Origin of the sequence: Kitasatospora sp. NPDC048296 (assembly GCF_043201815.1) — a bacterium.
Lineage (GTDB): Bacteria > Actinomycetota > Actinomycetes > Streptomycetales > Streptomycetaceae > Kitasatospora.
Window position 1 is genome coordinate 26,181 of record NZ_JBICZB010000049.1, and the last position, 15,157, is coordinate 41,337.

Annotated in this window: 19 protein-coding genes; 9 read left to right on the top strand and 10 right to left on the bottom strand. The window is 72.0% G+C overall.

The features are described from left to right. Positions 1-29: 29 nt before the first annotated feature. Positions 30-1,235, top strand: coding sequence for an MFS transporter (locus ACGF12_RS25590; RefSeq protein ID WP_393034483.1), 1,206 nt, complete (start codon positions 30-32; stop codon positions 1,233-1,235). A 66-nt stretch (positions 1,236-1,301) separates the two neighbouring features. On the opposite strand, the gene ACGF12_RS25595 is transcribed toward ACGF12_RS25590, so the two are convergent. The 5 genes from ACGF12_RS25595 to ACGF12_RS25615 all read right to left on the bottom strand — a co-directional run bounded on the left by ACGF12_RS25595 (position 1,302) and on the right by ACGF12_RS25615 (position 6,051). Beyond that, a complete protein-coding gene (locus tag ACGF12_RS25595; protein WP_393034485.1) occupies positions 1,302-1,895 on the bottom strand; it encodes an alpha/beta hydrolase in 594 nt (197 codons plus the stop codon). Then, positions 1,874-2,845, bottom strand: a complete 972-nt coding sequence (locus ACGF12_RS25600; protein ID WP_393034487.1) for a phosphatidylinositol-specific phospholipase C domain-containing protein — start codon at positions 2,843-2,845, stop codon at positions 1,874-1,876. Before ACGF12_RS25600 ends, ACGF12_RS25595 begins: the two co-directional genes overlap by 22 nt. A gap of 113 nt (positions 2,846-2,958) precedes the next feature. Continuing rightward, positions 2,959-4,236: an MFS transporter gene (locus ACGF12_RS25605; RefSeq protein ID WP_393034489.1), complete on the bottom strand. Its 1,278-nt coding sequence runs from the start codon at positions 4,234-4,236 to the stop codon at positions 2,959-2,961. A gap of 152 nt (positions 4,237-4,388) precedes the next feature. Next, on the bottom strand, positions 4,389-5,102 hold the full coding sequence (locus ACGF12_RS25610; protein ID WP_393034491.1) for a helix-turn-helix transcriptional regulator: 714 nt from the start codon (positions 5,100-5,102) through the stop codon (positions 4,389-4,391). A 10-nt stretch (positions 5,103-5,112) separates the two neighbouring features. Further along, the gene (locus ACGF12_RS25615; RefSeq protein WP_393034492.1) at positions 5,113-6,051 is read right to left on the bottom strand and encodes an alpha/beta hydrolase; all 939 of its coding nucleotides are present in this window, start codon (positions 6,049-6,051) and stop codon (positions 5,113-5,115) included. 102 nt (positions 6,052-6,153) lie between these two features. On the opposite strand from ACGF12_RS25615, the gene ACGF12_RS25620 reads away from it, so the two are divergent. Beyond that, on the top strand, positions 6,154-6,645 hold the full coding sequence (locus tag ACGF12_RS25620; RefSeq protein ID WP_393034494.1) for a hypothetical protein: 492 nt from the start codon (positions 6,154-6,156) through the stop codon (positions 6,643-6,645). A gap of 17 nt (positions 6,646-6,662) precedes the next feature. Beyond that, the gene (locus tag ACGF12_RS25625; RefSeq protein WP_393034497.1) at positions 6,663-7,523 is read left to right on the top strand and encodes a transcriptional regulator; all 861 of its coding nucleotides are present in this window, start codon (positions 6,663-6,665) and stop codon (positions 7,521-7,523) included. A gap of 9 nt (positions 7,524-7,532) precedes the next feature. On the opposite strand, the gene ACGF12_RS25630 is transcribed toward ACGF12_RS25625, so the two are convergent. The 4 genes from ACGF12_RS25630 to ACGF12_RS25645 all read right to left on the bottom strand — a co-directional run bounded on the left by ACGF12_RS25630 (position 7,533) and on the right by ACGF12_RS25645 (position 10,351). Next, entirely contained in the window at positions 7,533-8,660 is a 1,128-nt protein-coding gene (locus tag ACGF12_RS25630) for an alpha/beta hydrolase (RefSeq protein ID WP_393034500.1), read from the bottom strand. A gap of 160 nt (positions 8,661-8,820) precedes the next feature. Beyond that, entirely contained in the window at positions 8,821-9,288 is a 468-nt protein-coding gene (locus ACGF12_RS25635; protein WP_393034503.1) for an NUDIX hydrolase, read from the bottom strand. Between the two features lie 57 nt (positions 9,289-9,345). Beyond that, positions 9,346-9,555: a DUF397 domain-containing protein gene (locus tag ACGF12_RS25640; RefSeq protein ID WP_393034506.1), complete on the bottom strand. Its 210-nt coding sequence runs from the start codon at positions 9,553-9,555 to the stop codon at positions 9,346-9,348. Then, on the bottom strand, positions 9,518-10,351 hold the full coding sequence (locus tag ACGF12_RS25645; protein WP_393034509.1) for a helix-turn-helix domain-containing protein: 834 nt from the start codon (positions 10,349-10,351) through the stop codon (positions 9,518-9,520). The genes ACGF12_RS25640 and ACGF12_RS25645 overlap by 38 nt, the downstream gene beginning before the upstream one ends. 147 nt (positions 10,352-10,498) lie before the next feature. Here ACGF12_RS25645 and ACGF12_RS25650 point away from each other — a divergent pair, with 147 nt between their 5' ends. Genes ACGF12_RS25650 through ACGF12_RS25660 form a run of 3 tightly spaced genes read left to right on the top strand, consistent with a single transcriptional unit; the run spans position 10,499 to position 11,270 of the window. Then, on the top strand, positions 10,499-10,876 hold the full coding sequence (locus tag ACGF12_RS25650; RefSeq protein WP_393034512.1) for a hypothetical protein: 378 nt from the start codon (positions 10,499-10,501) through the stop codon (positions 10,874-10,876). Further along, entirely contained in the window at positions 10,873-11,049 is a 177-nt protein-coding gene (locus ACGF12_RS25655) for a hypothetical protein (RefSeq protein WP_393034515.1), read from the top strand. Before ACGF12_RS25650 ends, ACGF12_RS25655 begins: the two co-directional genes overlap by 4 nt. Beyond that, positions 11,046-11,270 (top strand): hypothetical protein, encoded by a 225-nt coding sequence (locus ACGF12_RS25660; RefSeq protein ID WP_393034518.1) that lies wholly within the window; start codon positions 11,046-11,048, stop codon positions 11,268-11,270. The genes ACGF12_RS25655 and ACGF12_RS25660 overlap by 4 nt, the downstream gene beginning before the upstream one ends. A 13-nt stretch (positions 11,271-11,283) precedes the next feature. Here ACGF12_RS25660 and ACGF12_RS25665 read toward each other — a convergent pair whose 3' ends face one another. Continuing rightward, on the bottom strand, positions 11,284-12,147 hold the full coding sequence (locus tag ACGF12_RS25665; protein WP_393034521.1) for a LysR family transcriptional regulator: 864 nt from the start codon (positions 12,145-12,147) through the stop codon (positions 11,284-11,286). A 131-nt stretch (positions 12,148-12,278) separates the two neighbouring features. On the opposite strand from ACGF12_RS25665, the gene ACGF12_RS25670 reads away from it, so the two are divergent. The 3 genes from ACGF12_RS25670 to ACGF12_RS25680 all read left to right on the top strand — a co-directional run bounded on the left by ACGF12_RS25670 (position 12,279) and on the right by ACGF12_RS25680 (position 15,141). Continuing rightward, positions 12,279-13,073 (top strand): phytanoyl-CoA dioxygenase family protein, encoded by a 795-nt coding sequence (locus ACGF12_RS25670; RefSeq protein WP_393034523.1) that lies wholly within the window; start codon positions 12,279-12,281, stop codon positions 13,071-13,073. 174 nt (positions 13,074-13,247) lie between these two features. Further along, a complete protein-coding gene (locus ACGF12_RS25675; RefSeq protein WP_393034526.1) occupies positions 13,248-14,375 on the top strand; it encodes a threonine aldolase family protein in 1,128 nt (375 codons plus the stop codon). A gap of 187 nt (positions 14,376-14,562) precedes the next feature. After that, a complete protein-coding gene (locus tag ACGF12_RS25680) occupies positions 14,563-15,141 on the top strand; it encodes an NADAR family protein (protein ID WP_393034528.1) in 579 nt (192 codons plus the stop codon). The last annotated feature ends 16 nt before the right edge of the window (positions 15,142-15,157 follow it).

A 15,157-nucleotide genomic window follows, 5' to 3' on the forward strand; every position in this document is an offset into this window, starting at 1 on the left:
ATCGATGTCAAGGATAGACGATCGGGCCCATGTCGACGTCCGAACTCCGTTCCCCCGCCCAGCCGATGACCCCCGCCCCCGGCCTGCCCTGGCCCGCGCTGCTGGCCCTGGGCACCGCCGGGTTCGTCACCCTGATGACCGAGGCCCTGCCCGCCGGCGTCCTGCCCGCCATGAGCGCGGACCTCGGCGTCAGCCAGTCCGGCGCCGGGCAGTCCGTCACCCTCTACGCGGTCGGCTCCATCGCCGCCGCCATCCCGCTGACCGCCGCCACCGCCCACTGGCCGCGCAAACGGCTGCTGCTCCTGGCCGTCGGCGGCTTCGCGCTGGCCAACGCGGTGACGGCGGCCTCCGCGAACTACCCGCTCACCATGGCCGCGCGCTTCGCGGCCGGCCTGGTCGCCGGGCTGCTCTGGGCACTGCTCGCCGGGTACGCCCGCAGCATCGTCGCGCCCGAGCAGCGCGGGCGGGCGATGGCGGTGGCGATGAGCGGCTCGACCGTCGCCCTGTCGGTCGGCGTGCCGGCCGGCACCCTGCTCGCCGGGGCGGCCGGCTGGCGGCTCACCTTCGCGCTGATGAGCGCGATCGCGGTGGGCCTGGTGGGGTGGATCGCCGCCGCCGTCCCCGCGGTCCCGGGCCGGGAGGAGCACGACCGGCCGTCGATCCGGCGGGTGCTGCGGATCCCGGGCGTGGCAGCCGTGCTGGGAGTGACGGCGGCCTTCGTGCTCGCCCACAACATCCTCTACACCTACGTCGCGGCCCTGCTCGAACCCCTCGGCCTCGGCGGGCGGACCGACACCGTGCTGCTCGTCCTCGGCCTGTCCGCACTGGCGGGCATCGCCGCCACCGGAGCCCTCATCGACCGGCACCTGCGTGCCCTCACCCTCGCCGCCTGCGGGCTCCTCGCCCTCACGGCGACCATCATCGCCGCCGCCCTGATCAGCTCAACGGCCTGGCCGGTCCACGCCGCCGCCGTGATCTGGGGACTCGGCTTCGGCGGCGCCGCCACCCTCCTGCAGACCGCCGTCGCCGACGCCGCCGGCCCGGCCGCCGACCTCGCCCAGTCCCTCCTGGTCACCTGCTGGAACCTCGGCATCGCCGCCGCGGCCTTCGCCGGCGGCCTCCTGCTCGACCACGGCGGACCGGGGTCGCTGCCCTGGTCGGCGCTGGCGCTGCTGGCGCTCGCCCTGGCGGTGGCGGCGGCCGCCCGGCGGCACGGGTTTCCGGGGCGGCGTTGACGCATAGCCGCACACCGGCTGTTCTGCGCACCCTCGCCTCTTGGGCGGACACCCCAGGCCTGAGCCTCACCCGTCGGCGAGCGAGCCGACGAAGCGGTCCAGTCTCTCGACGACCTGTCGCAGGATGTCGACCGAGCCGAGCGGGTCGTCGTCACGCTCCAAGCCGTGGTCGGCGCCGGGGAGTTCCAGGACCTCGTGCCCGGTCGAGTCGGCGATCCGCCGGTCCCACCGCCGGTCGGCGCTCCCGCCGACGAGCAGGGTCGGCGCCTGGGCCCGACCGAGGGCATCGACCACGTGGTCGAGGGTCAGGATGGGCGTCAACCAGGCCGCCGCGAGCTCCCGGTCGGCGGCGAGGCCGCACGCGAAGGAGCCGAGGGACTTGCCGACCAGCAGGCGGCAGGCGCCGCGCTCGGCGTCCACCGCCTCGGCGACCTGCCGTTCCACCCAGGCGATCCACTCCTCCATCGCCAGGTCGGCGGATCCCGCCGGGGGTTGCCACCACAGCTCCTGGACCGTCCAGCCGTGCCGGAGCAGTACGGCCCGGGCGAAGTGCAGCAGTGGCCGGGCGGGCGAGTAGCCGCCGCCGGGGAGGACGAGCGCGACGCGGTCGGGGTCGCCGTCGTAGCGGGTGGGGAGGGTCAGCTGCGCGGAAGCGGACATGCGCCGGAGGCTACTACCCGGACGGTCAGTGGGCGGTGAAGTTCCTGTCGAGGAGGAGTTGCAGCACGTCGGTGTGGAAGTCCGGGAAGTCCATCGGGACGATGCCGAGGTGGGCGGGCTGTTGGCGGCGGGCGGCGAGGTAGTCGCGGACGGGTGGGAGGATGGCGTCGGCGTTGACCTTGGGCCAGCCGCCGTTGGCGTAGCTGGTGAAGTTGACGTACATCCGCGGGGAGGCCTGGTCGCCGCAGGCGCGGTCGAACCAGTCGATGACGGCCTGGGGCGAGGCTGATGCCCTGGAAGGTGTCCTGGGTGGCGAACCAGGGGTTGGTGGCGCTGGACCACTGGATGACCGACCAGGGGTTGGCGAAGTCGGCGGCGAGGACGATCCGGCCGCGGGCCTGGCCGAGGGTGGGCCACCAGGGGTCGGTCCAGAACAGCGGGCGGTAGCCGAGGTCGTCCAGGTAGTGGTTGATCCGGCGCTGGAACTCGGGGGCTTCGAGCCGGTTTCCGCCCGCGTACTCGTTCCTGACCCGCATGACGACGGCCTCGCCGGGGCAGGTGGCGAGGAAGTCGCGGCACTGGTCGAGGACGTCCTGGAGGCGCAGGTACTGGTAGGCGTCGCTGTGGTAGATGCCGAGTTCGTCGGCGGTGCCGGCCAGGCCGTTGCAGCGGATGTCCAGGAAGCGGATGCCGCGCTGGAGTTGCTCGGGCAGGCCCCAGTTCTGGGTGTGGGACCACTCGGTGCCGTGCCAGGGGTCGGTGCAGCAGGAGTCGTGGGTGCCGGGGATGGTCAGGGCGGTCAGCGGGGTGGTGTCGGCCAGGGCGGCCATCCAGGCGGACGGATCGACGGCGGTGGCGGCACGGGCTGTTACGGGCCGCAGGAGCCCGCCGACAGCCGGGAGAGCGACGGCTCCCCAGCGCAGGACGTCGCGACGGGTGGGGCTGCTCATGGGCGCTCCTTCGTCTCGGCCTCGCTCGAACTGTTGTGTCCTCCAGCGGGTGTGCTCGACCGAGTGGGCCACGAAACCCCTTCGCTGCTACCGAGGTTGGACCTTGCGCGCGGTCACGTCCGGATCGCCTCGGGAGGCAGCGCGGCTGTGGGCCGCGTCGTCACGACCACGAGGGTGCCGGCCAGGGCGATCGAGGCGAAGACGGTCAGCGCCCCGGCGGTGCCGACCGCGCCGGCCAGAGCGCCGCCCAGCAGTGCGCCGACCGGTATGACGAGCTGGCCCATCGAGCGCGAAAGCCCGAGCACCCGGCCGAGTTGCTCCGGCGGGGAGAGCAACTGCTGCAGGGTCACCGAGCTGACGGCCCACACCGTCGCGCAGAAGCCGAACACCAGCTGGTAGGTGACCAGCACCGGCAGCGCGAAGCCCAGCGAGGCCGCCGGGATCAGGAACAGAGCGGCCGCGGCGAGCGGGCCGAAGACCGGGATCACCCTGGTCAGGCCGACCCGGGCGATGACCTTCTTGCCGGTGAGGACGGCGGTCACCGCCGCCACGCTGAAGGCGGCCGTGGTGACGCCCACCTGGCCGGGGCCCAGACCGGCGACCTCGTAGGCGAAGTAGGCGTACAGGCCGCCGAGCCCGGCCCCACCGAAGTTGAGGGCGGCGGCGGCCACGGCGAGCCGGGCCAGCACCGGCTGGTCGCGGAGCACCCCGGCGCCCTCCCGTAGGGACTCGACCACCCCCGGCCGCGCGGTCTGCCGGGCTTCCGCTCCAGCCTCCCGTTGGAGCCTGGGCAGGCTCAGGGCCACGGCGGACAGCCCGTAGCTGACCGCGTCCGCCACCATCGCGGCGGCCGCCCCCACGGCCTGCACCAGCCCGGCGGCCAGCCCGGGCCCGGCGATCTGCCCGACCGAACGGGCCCCGGCCAGCTTGGCGTTGGCGGCGACCAGGCCGTCCTTGGCCACGAAGTCGGACACCACGGTCGGCACGGCGATCGCGGAGAGCCCGCCGAGCGCACCGGAGACAGCCGCCACCCCGTAGAGGTGGACCAGCGTCAACGCACCGGCGGCGTGCGCCAGCGGCACGGTGGCGATCAGCAGGAGCTGGACGAGGTCGACGGTGACCAGCAGCCGCCGGCGGGAGGCGACCCGGTCGACCAGCACCCCGGCGAACGGCCCGGTCAGGCCCTGCACCCCGTACTCCAGGGCGAAGAGCAGGGAGGCGGCGAGCGGGCCCGCGCCCAGCAGGAGGATCGCCAGCGTCGGTAGCGCGAGCGCCGTGACCTGCGTACCCGCCACGCTGACACCCTGCGAGAACATCAGGACAGGCACGGCTCGCCGGGAGGGGGACGCAGGAGCGGCCACGGGGACGGTTCCGGCACCCTCATCTGTCATGCGCCTCAAGCTACTTCATCACCTCGAAGCGCAGAAGCCCGCACCGGACACCCCTGTTCGTGCGCGAGAAGTCGGCCGGGATCCGGCCAGGGTCCGCGCCCTGGAGGTCCGGGTTCCGGGCCCCCGCCCCCGAAGCTCATCGGAGAGCCTCCTCAGGGCGCCAGCGGAGCCAGCGCGGTGGGCCGGACCGCGCCGGCGGCGGCCGAGCCGTGGAGCAGGGCGGCCAGGTCGTGGGGCGGCGCCGGCTCGCCGGTCGGGGTCGCCGCCGCGATGCGGTCGAGCCGGAAGCCCCGGCCGGCCTGGCGGGTGCGGCACCAGGCGATGAGGTACCACTTGCCGTCGGCGGTGAGCAGTCCGGCCGGTTCCACCGCGCGGTCGCTCTCCTGCCCGGCCGCGTCGACGTAGGACAGCCGCAGCACGGTGCCCTCGGCTAGGGCCCGTTCCACCGCGGTGCGGACGGACTCCGCGGTCCTGGTCGGTAGTGCGACGATCCGGGCGGCGAGTTCCTGGGCCGCCGTCGAGGCGGGGCCGGTCATCGCGGCGGCGATCTTCTGGGAGACCGTACGGACCGCGCCGGCGTACGGGGCCGAGGTGTCGGCCGCGGCGAGCGCGGCGACCAGCGCCGAGGCCTCCTCGGGGGTGAGGCGGATCGGCGGCAGGGTCATCGCCGGGTCGATCGACCAGCCCCCGCCCCGTCCGGTGGTGGCCCGCACCGGGACACCCGACTCCATCAGCGCCTGGAGGTCCCGCTGCACGGTGCGCGCGCTCACCTCGAACCGCGCGGCGAGCGCGGCGACCGTCAACGATCGCGGCGCCGCCGCGCGCAACTCTTCCACCAGCGCGTAGAGCCGAGGGGTGCGGTTCATGCGGCCGACGCTACCGTCCCGCGCCGGCCAGGAAGTCCCGCTCCCGCTGCCGCTCGCGTGCGGTGACGGTCAGCGGGAACAGGGTGAAGCCGTGCATCGCCCCGGCGACGACGGCGAGTTGGACGGGCGCCCCGGTCGCCTGCCACCGCTGGGCCAGGAACAGCGAGTCGTCCAGCAGCGGGTCCTCGGTGCCGACCATGATCCGCGCGGGCGGCATACCGGTCAGGTCGGCGTACAGCGGCGAGACCTCCGGGTCGCGGCGCCGGTCCGGAGTCATCCCCGGCGTGAAGAGCTCGTAACTGCCCCGCACCGAATCCGAGTTGCTCAGCAGCTGCCGGGAGCCGAACAGCCGCTGGCTCGGCGTCATCGACAGGTCGTACGGGCCGAAGGCCAGGTGGGCCGCCCGGAACGCGCCGGTGAGGCCGTGCCGGTCGCGCAGGCGCAGCAGGGTCAGGACGCTCAGGTGGGCGCCGGCCGACTCGCCGCCGATCAGCAGCCGCCGGGCGCCGAACTCGGCCTCGGCATGGTCCACCAGCCAGCGGGCGGCAGCTTCGCAGTCGTCGGGCCCGGCGGGGAAGGGGTGCTCCGGGGCCAGGCGGTAGTCCACGCTCACTACGGCCAGCCGGGCTTCGGTCGCCAGGCTCCAGAGCTTCTCGTCCTGCCCGTCGGCCGAGCCGAACACCCAGCCGCCGCCGTGGATGTGCAGGTACACGCCCTCGACGTGCTCCGGCACGAAAGCCCGGACCTTCACCCCGGACGGGAGGACACGGTCCCGGCCCTGCGGGAGCCGCACCGGGGGCGTGTCACCGCCGAGCCGGTTGCGGCGCAGGTGCGCGATCAGGGCCGCGTCGGGCGCCTGCCCGCGCTGGGGGCGGAGTGCGGCGGCGGCCTCGAACTGTGCGTTGAAGGCCAGGGTCTCGGTGAGGCAGTCCTCGTCGGTGATCGTCATGAGTCGATGGTCGCGAACGTCCGCGACAACAGCCTGTCACCCTTTTTCGGTGACCTGCGTCACAATATATCACGATCTATCGAATCTGCTACGGCCGTACCCATGGAGAGAGAATTCAACGCCCCGGCCGCCGAGACCGAGCTGCGGATGCCCCTCGACACCAAGGTGGTCATCTGGGTCTTCTGCGGTGCGGCCGGCGCCGGGCTCGGCTTCGCCGTCCCCTGGCTGCTGCAGTTCGCCGCCAAGCACCCGATCCCGTACGCCGACACCGTGAGGTTCCTCGACTCCTTCGACTCCCCGGCCATGGTGATCGGCCGACCCGTCCTGCTGGCCGTCATCGGCCTGGTGATCAGCCTCTTCCTCACGTACCGCAGCGCCACGCTGCGGATCACGGACGAGAGCATCACCGTCATCGAAGGCGACGACACCCGCGTCATCGCCCGCGACCAGGTCGGCGGCGTGTTCCGCAAGGGCGACAAGGTACGGATCGAATCGCCCGTCGGACGCGTGCTGTTCGACGACGACGTCGAGGGCAAGAAGGCCGTCATCGCCGAGGCCTTCCGGCGCCACCACTACCCTTGGGAAGGCGCCTGAGCCGCACCCGGGGGTGTGTGATCGAGAACCGAGGTCTCCCGTTGTCCGAATACAAAGCCGCGCCGCGAACGGTCGTCGAGGCCTGCTTCGATCCGCAGGGCACCGCGTCGCTCGACTACGTCTACGACGTCGCCGCGGCCGCCGGCCTGTCGGACCAGCCGGTGCGGCTGGCGATCCGCCGGCTGGAGGCGGCAGGCGTGTTGCGGCAGGAGGGACGGGGCCGGAAGGGCCGACTGCTGCTGACCGGTGCCGGCCGGCTCCGCGCCGACACGGACGTCCGGTTCATCGCGCTCGCCTACGCGCAGGATGCCGGGCTCGCGCCGTGGGACGGCCTCTGGCGGCTCTACACCTTCTCCGTGCCGGAGCAGCGGCGACCGGAACGCGACGCCCTCCGTGTGGCGTTGACCCGGCTCGGTGCCGTCGCACTCGCGCCCGGTGCCTATGTGAGCCCGCATGACCTCCTGGAGGAGTTGGTCGGCGAGACCTCGGAGGCGACGGTCGGGACCTATCTGATCACGGCGGAGGCCACCCGGCTGATCGGCCCGGGATTCACCGATGCCGTCGCCATTGCGGAGCGGCTGTGGCCTGCGGCCGAGACCATCGAGGCCTACCGGCCGCTCGCCGACGCGCTCGACGCTGAATCGCTTGGAAGCGGCGGGAGTTCCGCCGAGCTCGTCGCCACCGCGCTGGGCCTGGCCGAGGCGTTCAGCCAGGCGATGGAGAGTGACCCGCTGCTGCCACCGGAGTTGCGGCCCACCCCGTGGCCGCCGTCGCAGCTCAGGCAGCGGTTCCGAGAGAAGTGGGACGAGATCCGGAGGCACGCCCCGGACCTCTCCCTCTTCCGCGCCTACGACCTCCCCGAGGCGCCTTCGGCCTGAGGCCCGTCGTCAGCGGGGCGGGATGATCCCGGTCAGCCACTTGAAGGTCGGGACGACCAGCGGCTTCCAGGTCGAGGTCAGGTGCGCACCGGTGGTCTCGAACGGCGTGACGGTGGTCGGGCTCTTCGCCGCCTGCTGGAGGGCGGTCGCGTCCTCCAGCCCGTCGCCCCGCTTGCCGGTCACGTAGAGCGCGACGTTCGGCGGCGTCGGGGCGTGGGTGAGGATGTAGAGCGGGTTGGAGGTCTCGCGCAGCTTCGGGTCCTTGCCGGTCAGCGAACTCGGTTCGCCGGACGGGTTGTTGTAGCCGGACATGCTGATCGCGGCGCGGTACCGGTTCGGGTGGGAGAGCGCGAGGCGCAGGGCGCAGTGGGCGCCGGCCGAGTAGCCGGACAGGGCCCAGCGGTCCGGGGTGGTGTCCGCCCGGAAGTTGTCCACGATCATCTGCGGGACGTCCCGCGAGAGCCAGGTGTCGGCGTTCACCTTGCCCGGGATGTCGGCGCACCCGGTGTCGGCGTTGCCGAGGAGGGTGACGCGCGGCGATACCAGGATGAACGGCGTGACCTGCCCGGACTTCATCAGCGGTTCGAGCTGCCCGATCGCATCCATGCTCTCGCCGAACCAGGCGCTGGAGGACCCGGGGTATCCGACGAGCAGTTCGACCACCGGGAAGGTCTTGTCCTTGTAGGCGGGGTCGTCGTACTGCGGCGGCGTCCAGACCAGGACCTCGCCGTCGACGCCGGAGAGCCGGCCCTTGAGGTCGGCCTGCTTCACGCTCCTGGGCACGGCGTTCGAGTCGGGCGCGTGGAAGGCCTGCGGCACCTTGGGCGCGGCGGAGCCGGACGGGCCCCCGGCGGCACCCGCCGTCCGGTCCCCGGCCAGGCCGTCGTCCTTCGGAGGTACGGGAACGGCCCGGACGTGACTGGAGGTGCCCAGCAGGTCGCCCCAGTTGTCGTAGAGCTGGTTCTCGTTGTTGACGATCACGAAGACCATGGCCACGGCGGTGAACTGGCAGAGCAGGACGGTACCGAGGTAGGAGAGCACGCGCAGCGGCCTGCGCCGCTGTTCGGGGTTCCGCACCCGCCCGACGAGGACTCCTCTGCCCAGCCATTGCGCCATGGCCAGCGCGAGGGAGCCCACGAACAGGATGATCGTGAGGATGAGGAAGGGAGTGCCCGTCAGAGTCATTGCGTTCGAAGCCGGTTCCTGTGCCCGCCGGGCCCGCATACCCGGTCACAGGGGAGACAGCGAGGAACAGCCGTTCGGTTGCCTCCATCCTGGGAATTCCCTGGGAGCACCCCTAACGAACGACGGGGATGCGGCCGCCGCGCCAGTCCTCGATGCGCTTGCGGATGCTGGGGAGGACGGGGAGCGCGTCGATCTCGGCGGGGGTGAACCAGCCGACCTCGAAGGACTCGTCGGAGGTGCGGAGTCGGCCGCCGGTGGGAGTGGCCAGGAGGCAGATGGAGAACTCCTGGCGGACCTCGCCGTCGTCGTAGGCGAGGATATGAGCGGGGTTGGTGTAGGTGCCGACGATGCCGGTGATGGCGATGTCGATGCCGGTCTCTTCATGGGTCTCGCGGATGGCGCAGTCGCCGATGGACTCACCGAGTTCCATCGTCCCGCCGGGCAGGGCCCACATACCGTTGTCCGTACGGCGTTGGAGCAGGACGCGGCCGAGGCCGTCCACTACAACTGTGGATGCTGCGGGCACCAGGCTGTTGGGCTTGGGGGCGTTCGGGTCGTCCTCGTAGTCGCGCCTGGCCATACGGGATCGCCTCCGGCAGTGGTAGCGGCCTTGGGCGCAACGCCCAAGGCCGCGAGGTCAGATGGAGGTGCCGAACTCGCCCGCGCGGATGGCAGTTACGAAGGACTGCCAGGCGGCTGGAGTGAAGGCGAGGGCCGGGCCCTCCGGGTCCTTCGAGTCACGCACACGGCCGGGAGAACTGTCATCAACCTCCACGCATGACCCGTTGTCGTCGTTGCTGTGGCTACTCTTACGCCACCGAGTTGGCTGCTGATTCGTTCCCGCCATGCTCGTATCCCTCTGCGATCGACTGGATGAAGGCCAGAGATGCCCGAGCGGACAACGCAGTGGCCCGAGCCGTATCGTATGCGCGACGACACTTGACCAGCGTCTGCGGATCATCCAGTAGCTGGCCTGCGTAGGCAGACTCGCTGTAAGCGAGGGGCGGAGCGTCATCGAACGTCATCAGGCAGACCAGGCCCGAAAGTCCATGGCATCCGGCCTCGAATGGGACAATCTGAAGAACCATTCTACGGCGGCCGACCAGTTCTTCCATGTGTCGCAACTGGGCGGCCATGATCCGGCGACTACCGACCACCCTACGGAGCACTGCCTCGTCGAGAATGAACCACAGCTCAGGCCCATCAGGTGCCGTGATGCGTCGCCCCCGGTCCGTTCGCGCGGCAACGTTCTGGGTAATCTGCTCGTCCGCATAGCGAGATCCAGCATCCAGGAACAACGCTCGCGCGTACTCAGCGGTCTGCAAAACGCCAGGGACGAACTGCCCGCCATATTCACTGATCGTCAGCGCCCGGGCTTCATGGTCGGCGGCATGCGCGAAGTAGTCCGAAAACTTGGTGAAGCCCGCCAGCGAGTGCAACCGTTCCAGCTGGCCGCCCGTGTCGAGCGCCTTGTCGATCCGCCTGGACAGATCGAGCGGAGGCACCCGGACCGCCTGCTCCAACTGTCCGATATAGCCGCCGGAAACGAACACCAGCTCGCCCAGCTTCTCCTGCGTCATGCGGGGAATAAATTCTTCCCGCAACCGCTTCAGTTCGGAGCCGTAGTACTCGCGCGGGGTCATCCCCTGGGGAACCTTGGGCCGCTTGGGTGGCATGGAGCTCTCCAAATCCTACAGAGCAACAAGCAGTGACGATCCGGCTTCTCAGCGTAGCTCTGCAATAGCAATCTGATGGGGGGAATCCCCGAACTCACCATCAGGAGCAGCGCCATGGCTTCCATGCTCAGAAAGATCACCGCCGAGGACCGCCGCGAGGCCGCCGACGCACTCGACGACCTCAAGGCGACCCTCGCCTACGCCGGGACCCAACTCCCCTCTCCCGGCATCGACTGGACGTGTGCCTCCGCCACCGGCGTCGTCCTCATCGACCTCGGCGCCGCCCCCACCTCCGTCGTCCGCCAGATCGTCGATGTGCTCCGCCTCGGCGTCCGCGCCCAACGCGAGCAGGCCGACCAGCAAGCCTGGTACCCCGCCACCGGTTCGACCATCCTCCTCACCACGGACGGCGGCACCCCGCTCCCCGCCAAAGTCGTGGGCGCCAACGGCAAGTTGATCAGCGTCCGGCTCGAAAGCTGGATCCCGTCATGACCGCACCCGCCGTCTCCGTCGGCGATCTCGTCTACGACCGCCGCACCGAGCGACTCGGCGTCGTCATGGACCTCGTCGGCGGTCGCCTCTACCTCCGCCCGCCCCAGGGCGGCGTCGAGTGGACCGCCCGCCCCGAGCACGTCGGCCCGCCTCCCCGGCGCGCCGCCTCATGACGTCACCGACCCGTCCCCGCGCCTCCCTGGTCGCCGCCGCAGCGTTCGCCGTCGCGACCGGGACGGGCGCGGGGGCTCTCGCCGCCCACCCACTGCGCCGCGACGACCCCGGCGCGGCGCACCTGCTCTTCCTCCCGGTCCTCTGCGCGGTGACCCTGCTGGTCAACTCCGCACTCAGCAGCGCCATTCAGCGCCGACGCCCACACCGGGGAAGACGCTGACCCCCGGACCGGCTCAGGACAGCAGCCGGCTCCAGATCGTCGCGTTCGGCGCGGCGAGGAGGAGGCGTTCGCGCGGCGGGTCGGCGCTGAGGGGGACCCAGGTGAGGGCGGGGTCGTCGGCCACGGCGGCGGCCGGGCGGAGCGCGATGACGGCGTCGTCGCCGAGGAGGGCGTGGCGGAACAGGGTGTGGCTGCTGTGGTCGTGGTCGCCGGGGGTCGTGCGCGGTGTCCAGCCGTGGACGGCGAGATGGGCCAGGACGGTGGCGGCGTAGCCGGATGCGGCCGATTCCGGGAACCAGAGCAGGCGTTGGCCGTCGAGCTCCGCCCAGGTGACGGACGTGCGGTCGGCCAGCGGGTGGGCGCGGCCGACGACGACGCCGAGCGGCTGGTCCGCGAGGACGCGGGTGGTGAGACCGGTCTCGTCGACCGGACCGCGCAGGATGCCGAAGTCGAGTTTGCCGGTGCGCAGCCGGTCGGCCTGGTCGTGGGAGTCGACCGCGTGGTAGCCGAGGTGGAGCGACCGGTTCCGGGTGACGAGCCGCTCGGCCGTCGCCAGGACCTCCTGCGGCAGACCGTGGCAAACGCCGATCCGGGCCGGCAGCGCGGCCCCGCGCGCCGAGGTCATGGCGGCGTGCAGCTCGCCGAGTGCGCGGTTGGCGCCGTCCAGGAGCGTCTGCCCCGCGGCGGTGAGGGACATCCCGACCGGGCCGCGGTGGAACAGCGGTGCGGCGACCCGGCGTTCGAGCGCGCGGATCTGCTGGCTCAGGCTCGGCTGGGTGATGTGGAGCCGGCGTGCGGCCTCGGTGACCGTACCGGCCTCGGCGACGGCGGCGAAGTACCTCAGGTGCCGGAACTCGATTCCGGACAGGTCGTTCACGGGCTTCCCATCAGCGGTTATCGGGTGGCGCCTATGGCGTCCCCGGGGGATCGTATTGGCGGGTGGGGCGGGTGGTCCGGTTGGCTGTTCGGCGAGGGAAGCCCCCATACGGCGATCGAGAGTTCCAAGACATGCATGACGTTCTGACGGCAAACCAGATGGAGCAGTTCGTGACGGACGGGTTCGTCCGACTGGAGGGGGCCTTCCCCCGCGAGCTAGCCGAGGAGTGCCGGGCGTTCCTGTGGCGCGAGACCGGGCTGGACGAGAACGACCCCGCCACCTGGACCCAGCCAGTCGTGCGGCTGTGGGGTTACGCGGACAAGCCGTTCCAGCGGGCCGCCACGACCGAGCGGCTGCACGGCGCGTTCGACCAGCTGGTCGGCCCCGGGCGCTGGCAGCCGAGGATCGGGCTCGGGACGTTCCCGATCCGTTTCCCGCACCCGGAGGACCCGGGTGACACCGGCTGGCACGTGGACGCCAGCTACACACCTGAGGGGGAGGCCGGCTACTGGCTCAACCTCTTCTCGCGGGAGCGGTCGCTGCTGATGCTCTTCCTGTTCTCGGACGTCGACGCCGACCACGGGCCGACCCGGATCAAGGTCGGCTCGCACCTGGACGTCCCGGCGTTCCTGGAGCCGGCCGGCGAGCGCGGACTCGACCTCATGGAGCTGTGCCAGTCGATGGATGCGGCGGGCCGGCTCGACGCCCCCGACCGCGAGGTGGCCTTCGCCACCGGGCGCGCCGGAGACGTCTACCTCTGCCACCCGTTCCTGATCCACGCCGCGCAGCCCAACCGGGGCACGCGGGCGCGGTTCATCGCTCAGCCTCCGCTGTACTCGGCGGCTCCGCTGGAGCTCGACCGGGCCGACGGGGCGTACTCGCCGGTCGAGCGGGCGGTGCGGCTCGGGCTGGCACGGCAGGGCTGAGGTCAGGGCGGGCTCCTTCGTCGGGCCCCGGTTCGGGGGCCTGGCGAGGTTCACGGTAGGAGAGCGGGCGGAGGGACGGCCCGACAGTTCCGGAACGCGATCTGTCGGGTGACGGCGGTCCGCCACTCCTTAAATCCGTTGGCCTGACCTCCCTGCCGGTCCGACAATCGCCGGATGACCGATGATCAGATCGACTGGGACCGTCTGCGCGCGGCCCGTCGAGGCAGCACACGCTTCTTCTCCGGCAGCCGCCCCGCCACCATCCACGAGCGGCTCACCGCCCTCGCCGACGCCGTCGACCCGGACCTCTACCCCGACTTCTACGGGAACGGCGGTCCGGTCGGGGAGCTCGAAGAGCGCACCGCCGCCCTTCTGGGCAAGGAGGACGCGGTCTTCTTCCCCACCGGCACCATGGCCCAGCAGGTCGCCCTGCGCTATCACGCGGAGCAGCTCAACAACCGGGCCGTCGCGCTCCACCCGCTCTCCCACATCGAGCGGCACGAGCGCCACGCCCACACCCAGCTCACCGGCCTGCGCGGCCTCTGGCCCACCACCGAGCAGCGCCAGCCGACCGTCGAGGAGCTGCGCGCGCTCGGTGAGCCCTTCGGCACCCTGGTGGTCGAACTCCCGCTGCGCGACCCGGGCTTCCTCCTTCCCACCTGGGACGAACTGACCGAACTGGTCGCCGCCGCCCGCGAAACCGGCGCCCGGGTGCACTTCGACGGCGCCCGCCTCTGGAACACCACCGCCCACTTCGGCAAGCGGCTCGACGAGATCGCCGCCCTCGCCGACAGCGTCTACGTGTCCTACTACAAGGACCTCGGCGGCATCAGCGGCGCCGCGCTCGCCGGGGACAAGGCTTTCACCGCCTACGCCCGCACCTGGCGCCACCGCTACGGCGGCCAGATCTACCAGCAGTGGCCCGCCGCCCTCGCCGCGCTCTCCGGCCTGGACACCGCACTCCCCCGGCTGCCCGGCTACGCCGCCCACGCCAAGACCCTCATCCCGGCCCTGGCCGCGCTCCCCGGCGCCCGCCTCAACCCGGCCGCGCCGCCCACCCACGAGTTCCAGCTCTGGCTGCCCCATCCCGCGAAGGCCCTGAACGCCGCCGTCCTCGCCCTCGCCGAGCAGGAGCGGATCTGGTTCGTCCCGGAGTGGACCGACGCCGCCCCCGGCCTCGCCATGGCCGAGGTGAGCCTCGACCGCCCGGCGCAGGACTGGACGGCCGAGGAGGTCACCGAACTCGGCCTGCGCTTCCTGGAGTTGGTCGCAGCTGCCGAGCGCGGAACCACGACCGGCTGATGAGCGCGGCGGCGCCCGGCGGCCGGCCGGGCGCCGTGACCGGTGATTCAGCGCCCGCCGCTCCGGGGCGGAACGGGCTTCACGTCCAGGATCGGCGTGCCGTCGATGGCCGGGGGCGGTCGCCCGGCGGCGAACCGACTCAAAAATCCGGTGGGCCCCCGCCGGGACTTCGTGTCAGAATGACGATATGAGCAAGCAGCACGTGGGGGACCTTGCCGACGTCCGCAACCGCGCGGACCTGGCCGCTCTGATGGCCGCCGGGGCACGGCCCAAGTGGGTGATGTTCTGGGGGCACACCCAGCGCAAGGGCGGCGGGACGCGCCAGGAGTGCCTGAGCCAGTGGTGGCCCGGGCGGTTCACCGTCGACGGGGTGACGTACGCGTCCGCCGAGCACTGGATGATGGCCGGCAAGGCCCGAATGTTCGGGGACGAGGCCATCGAGCAGCGCGTCCTGGAGGCCCGCACGCCCGCCGAGGCCAAGAAGCTGGGCCGGCTGGTCAAGGGCTTCGACGACCAGGAATGGACGGCGGGCCGGTTCGAGCTGGTCGTCGAGGGCAACGTCGCGAAGTTCAGCCAGGACGAGGCGCTGCGCGACTACCTGCTGGGCACGGGCGGCCGCGTCCTGGTCGAGGCCAGCCCGGTGGACCGGATCTGGGGCATCGGGCTCGCCGCGGACGACATCCGCGCCGAACGCCCGCTGGAGTGGCGGGGGTTGAACCTGCTCGGCTTCGCGCTGATGGAGGCGCGGGCCCGGCTGGCCCAGTGAGGCCGGTCGTCCCACT

What these genes read in the sequence shown, in the direction of transcription:
- ACGF12_RS25590 (WP_393034483.1), top strand. Translation starts at nt 30, where the DNA reads ATGTCGACGTCCGAACTCCGTTCCCCCGCCCAGCCGATGACCCCCGCC.
- ACGF12_RS25640 (WP_393034506.1), bottom strand. Translation starts at nt 9,555, where the DNA reads ATGGCGGGAACGAATCAGCAGCCAACTCGGTGGCGTAAGAGTAGCCAC.
- ACGF12_RS25645 (WP_393034509.1), bottom strand. Translation starts at nt 10,351, where the DNA reads ATGACCCCGCGCGAGTACTACGGCTCCGAACTGAAGCGGTTGCGGGAA.
- ACGF12_RS25595 (WP_393034485.1), bottom strand. Translation starts at nt 1,895, where the DNA reads ATGTCCGCTTCCGCGCAGCTGACCCTCCCCACCCGCTACGACGGCGAC.
- ACGF12_RS25615 (WP_393034492.1), bottom strand. Translation starts at nt 6,051, where the DNA reads ATGACGATCACCGACGAGGACTGCCTCACCGAGACCCTGGCCTTCAAC.
- ACGF12_RS25675 (WP_393034526.1), top strand. Translation starts at nt 13,248, where the DNA reads ATGACCGATGATCAGATCGACTGGGACCGTCTGCGCGCGGCCCGTCGA.
- ACGF12_RS25610 (WP_393034491.1), bottom strand. Translation starts at nt 5,102, where the DNA reads ATGAACCGCACCCCTCGGCTCTACGCGCTGGTGGAAGAGTTGCGCGCG.
- ACGF12_RS25605 (WP_393034489.1), bottom strand. Translation starts at nt 4,236, where the DNA reads ATGACAGATGAGGGTGCCGGAACCGTCCCCGTGGCCGCTCCTGCGTCC.
- ACGF12_RS25670 (WP_393034523.1), top strand. Translation starts at nt 12,279, where the DNA reads ATGCATGACGTTCTGACGGCAAACCAGATGGAGCAGTTCGTGACGGAC.
- ACGF12_RS25660 (WP_393034518.1), top strand. Translation starts at nt 11,046, where the DNA reads ATGACGTCACCGACCCGTCCCCGCGCCTCCCTGGTCGCCGCCGCAGCG.
- ACGF12_RS25655 (WP_393034515.1), top strand. Translation starts at nt 10,873, where the DNA reads ATGACCGCACCCGCCGTCTCCGTCGGCGATCTCGTCTACGACCGCCGC.
- ACGF12_RS25680 (WP_393034528.1), top strand. Translation starts at nt 14,563, where the DNA reads ATGAGCAAGCAGCACGTGGGGGACCTTGCCGACGTCCGCAACCGCGCG.
- ACGF12_RS25600 (WP_393034487.1), bottom strand. Translation starts at nt 2,845, where the DNA reads ATGAGCAGCCCCACCCGTCGCGACGTCCTGCGCTGGGGAGCCGTCGCT.
- ACGF12_RS25635 (WP_393034503.1), bottom strand. Translation starts at nt 9,288, where the DNA reads ATGGCCAGGCGCGACTACGAGGACGACCCGAACGCCCCCAAGCCCAAC.
- ACGF12_RS25650 (WP_393034512.1), top strand. Translation starts at nt 10,499, where the DNA reads ATGGCTTCCATGCTCAGAAAGATCACCGCCGAGGACCGCCGCGAGGCC.
- ACGF12_RS25620 (WP_393034494.1), top strand. Translation starts at nt 6,154, where the DNA reads ATGGAGAGAGAATTCAACGCCCCGGCCGCCGAGACCGAGCTGCGGATG.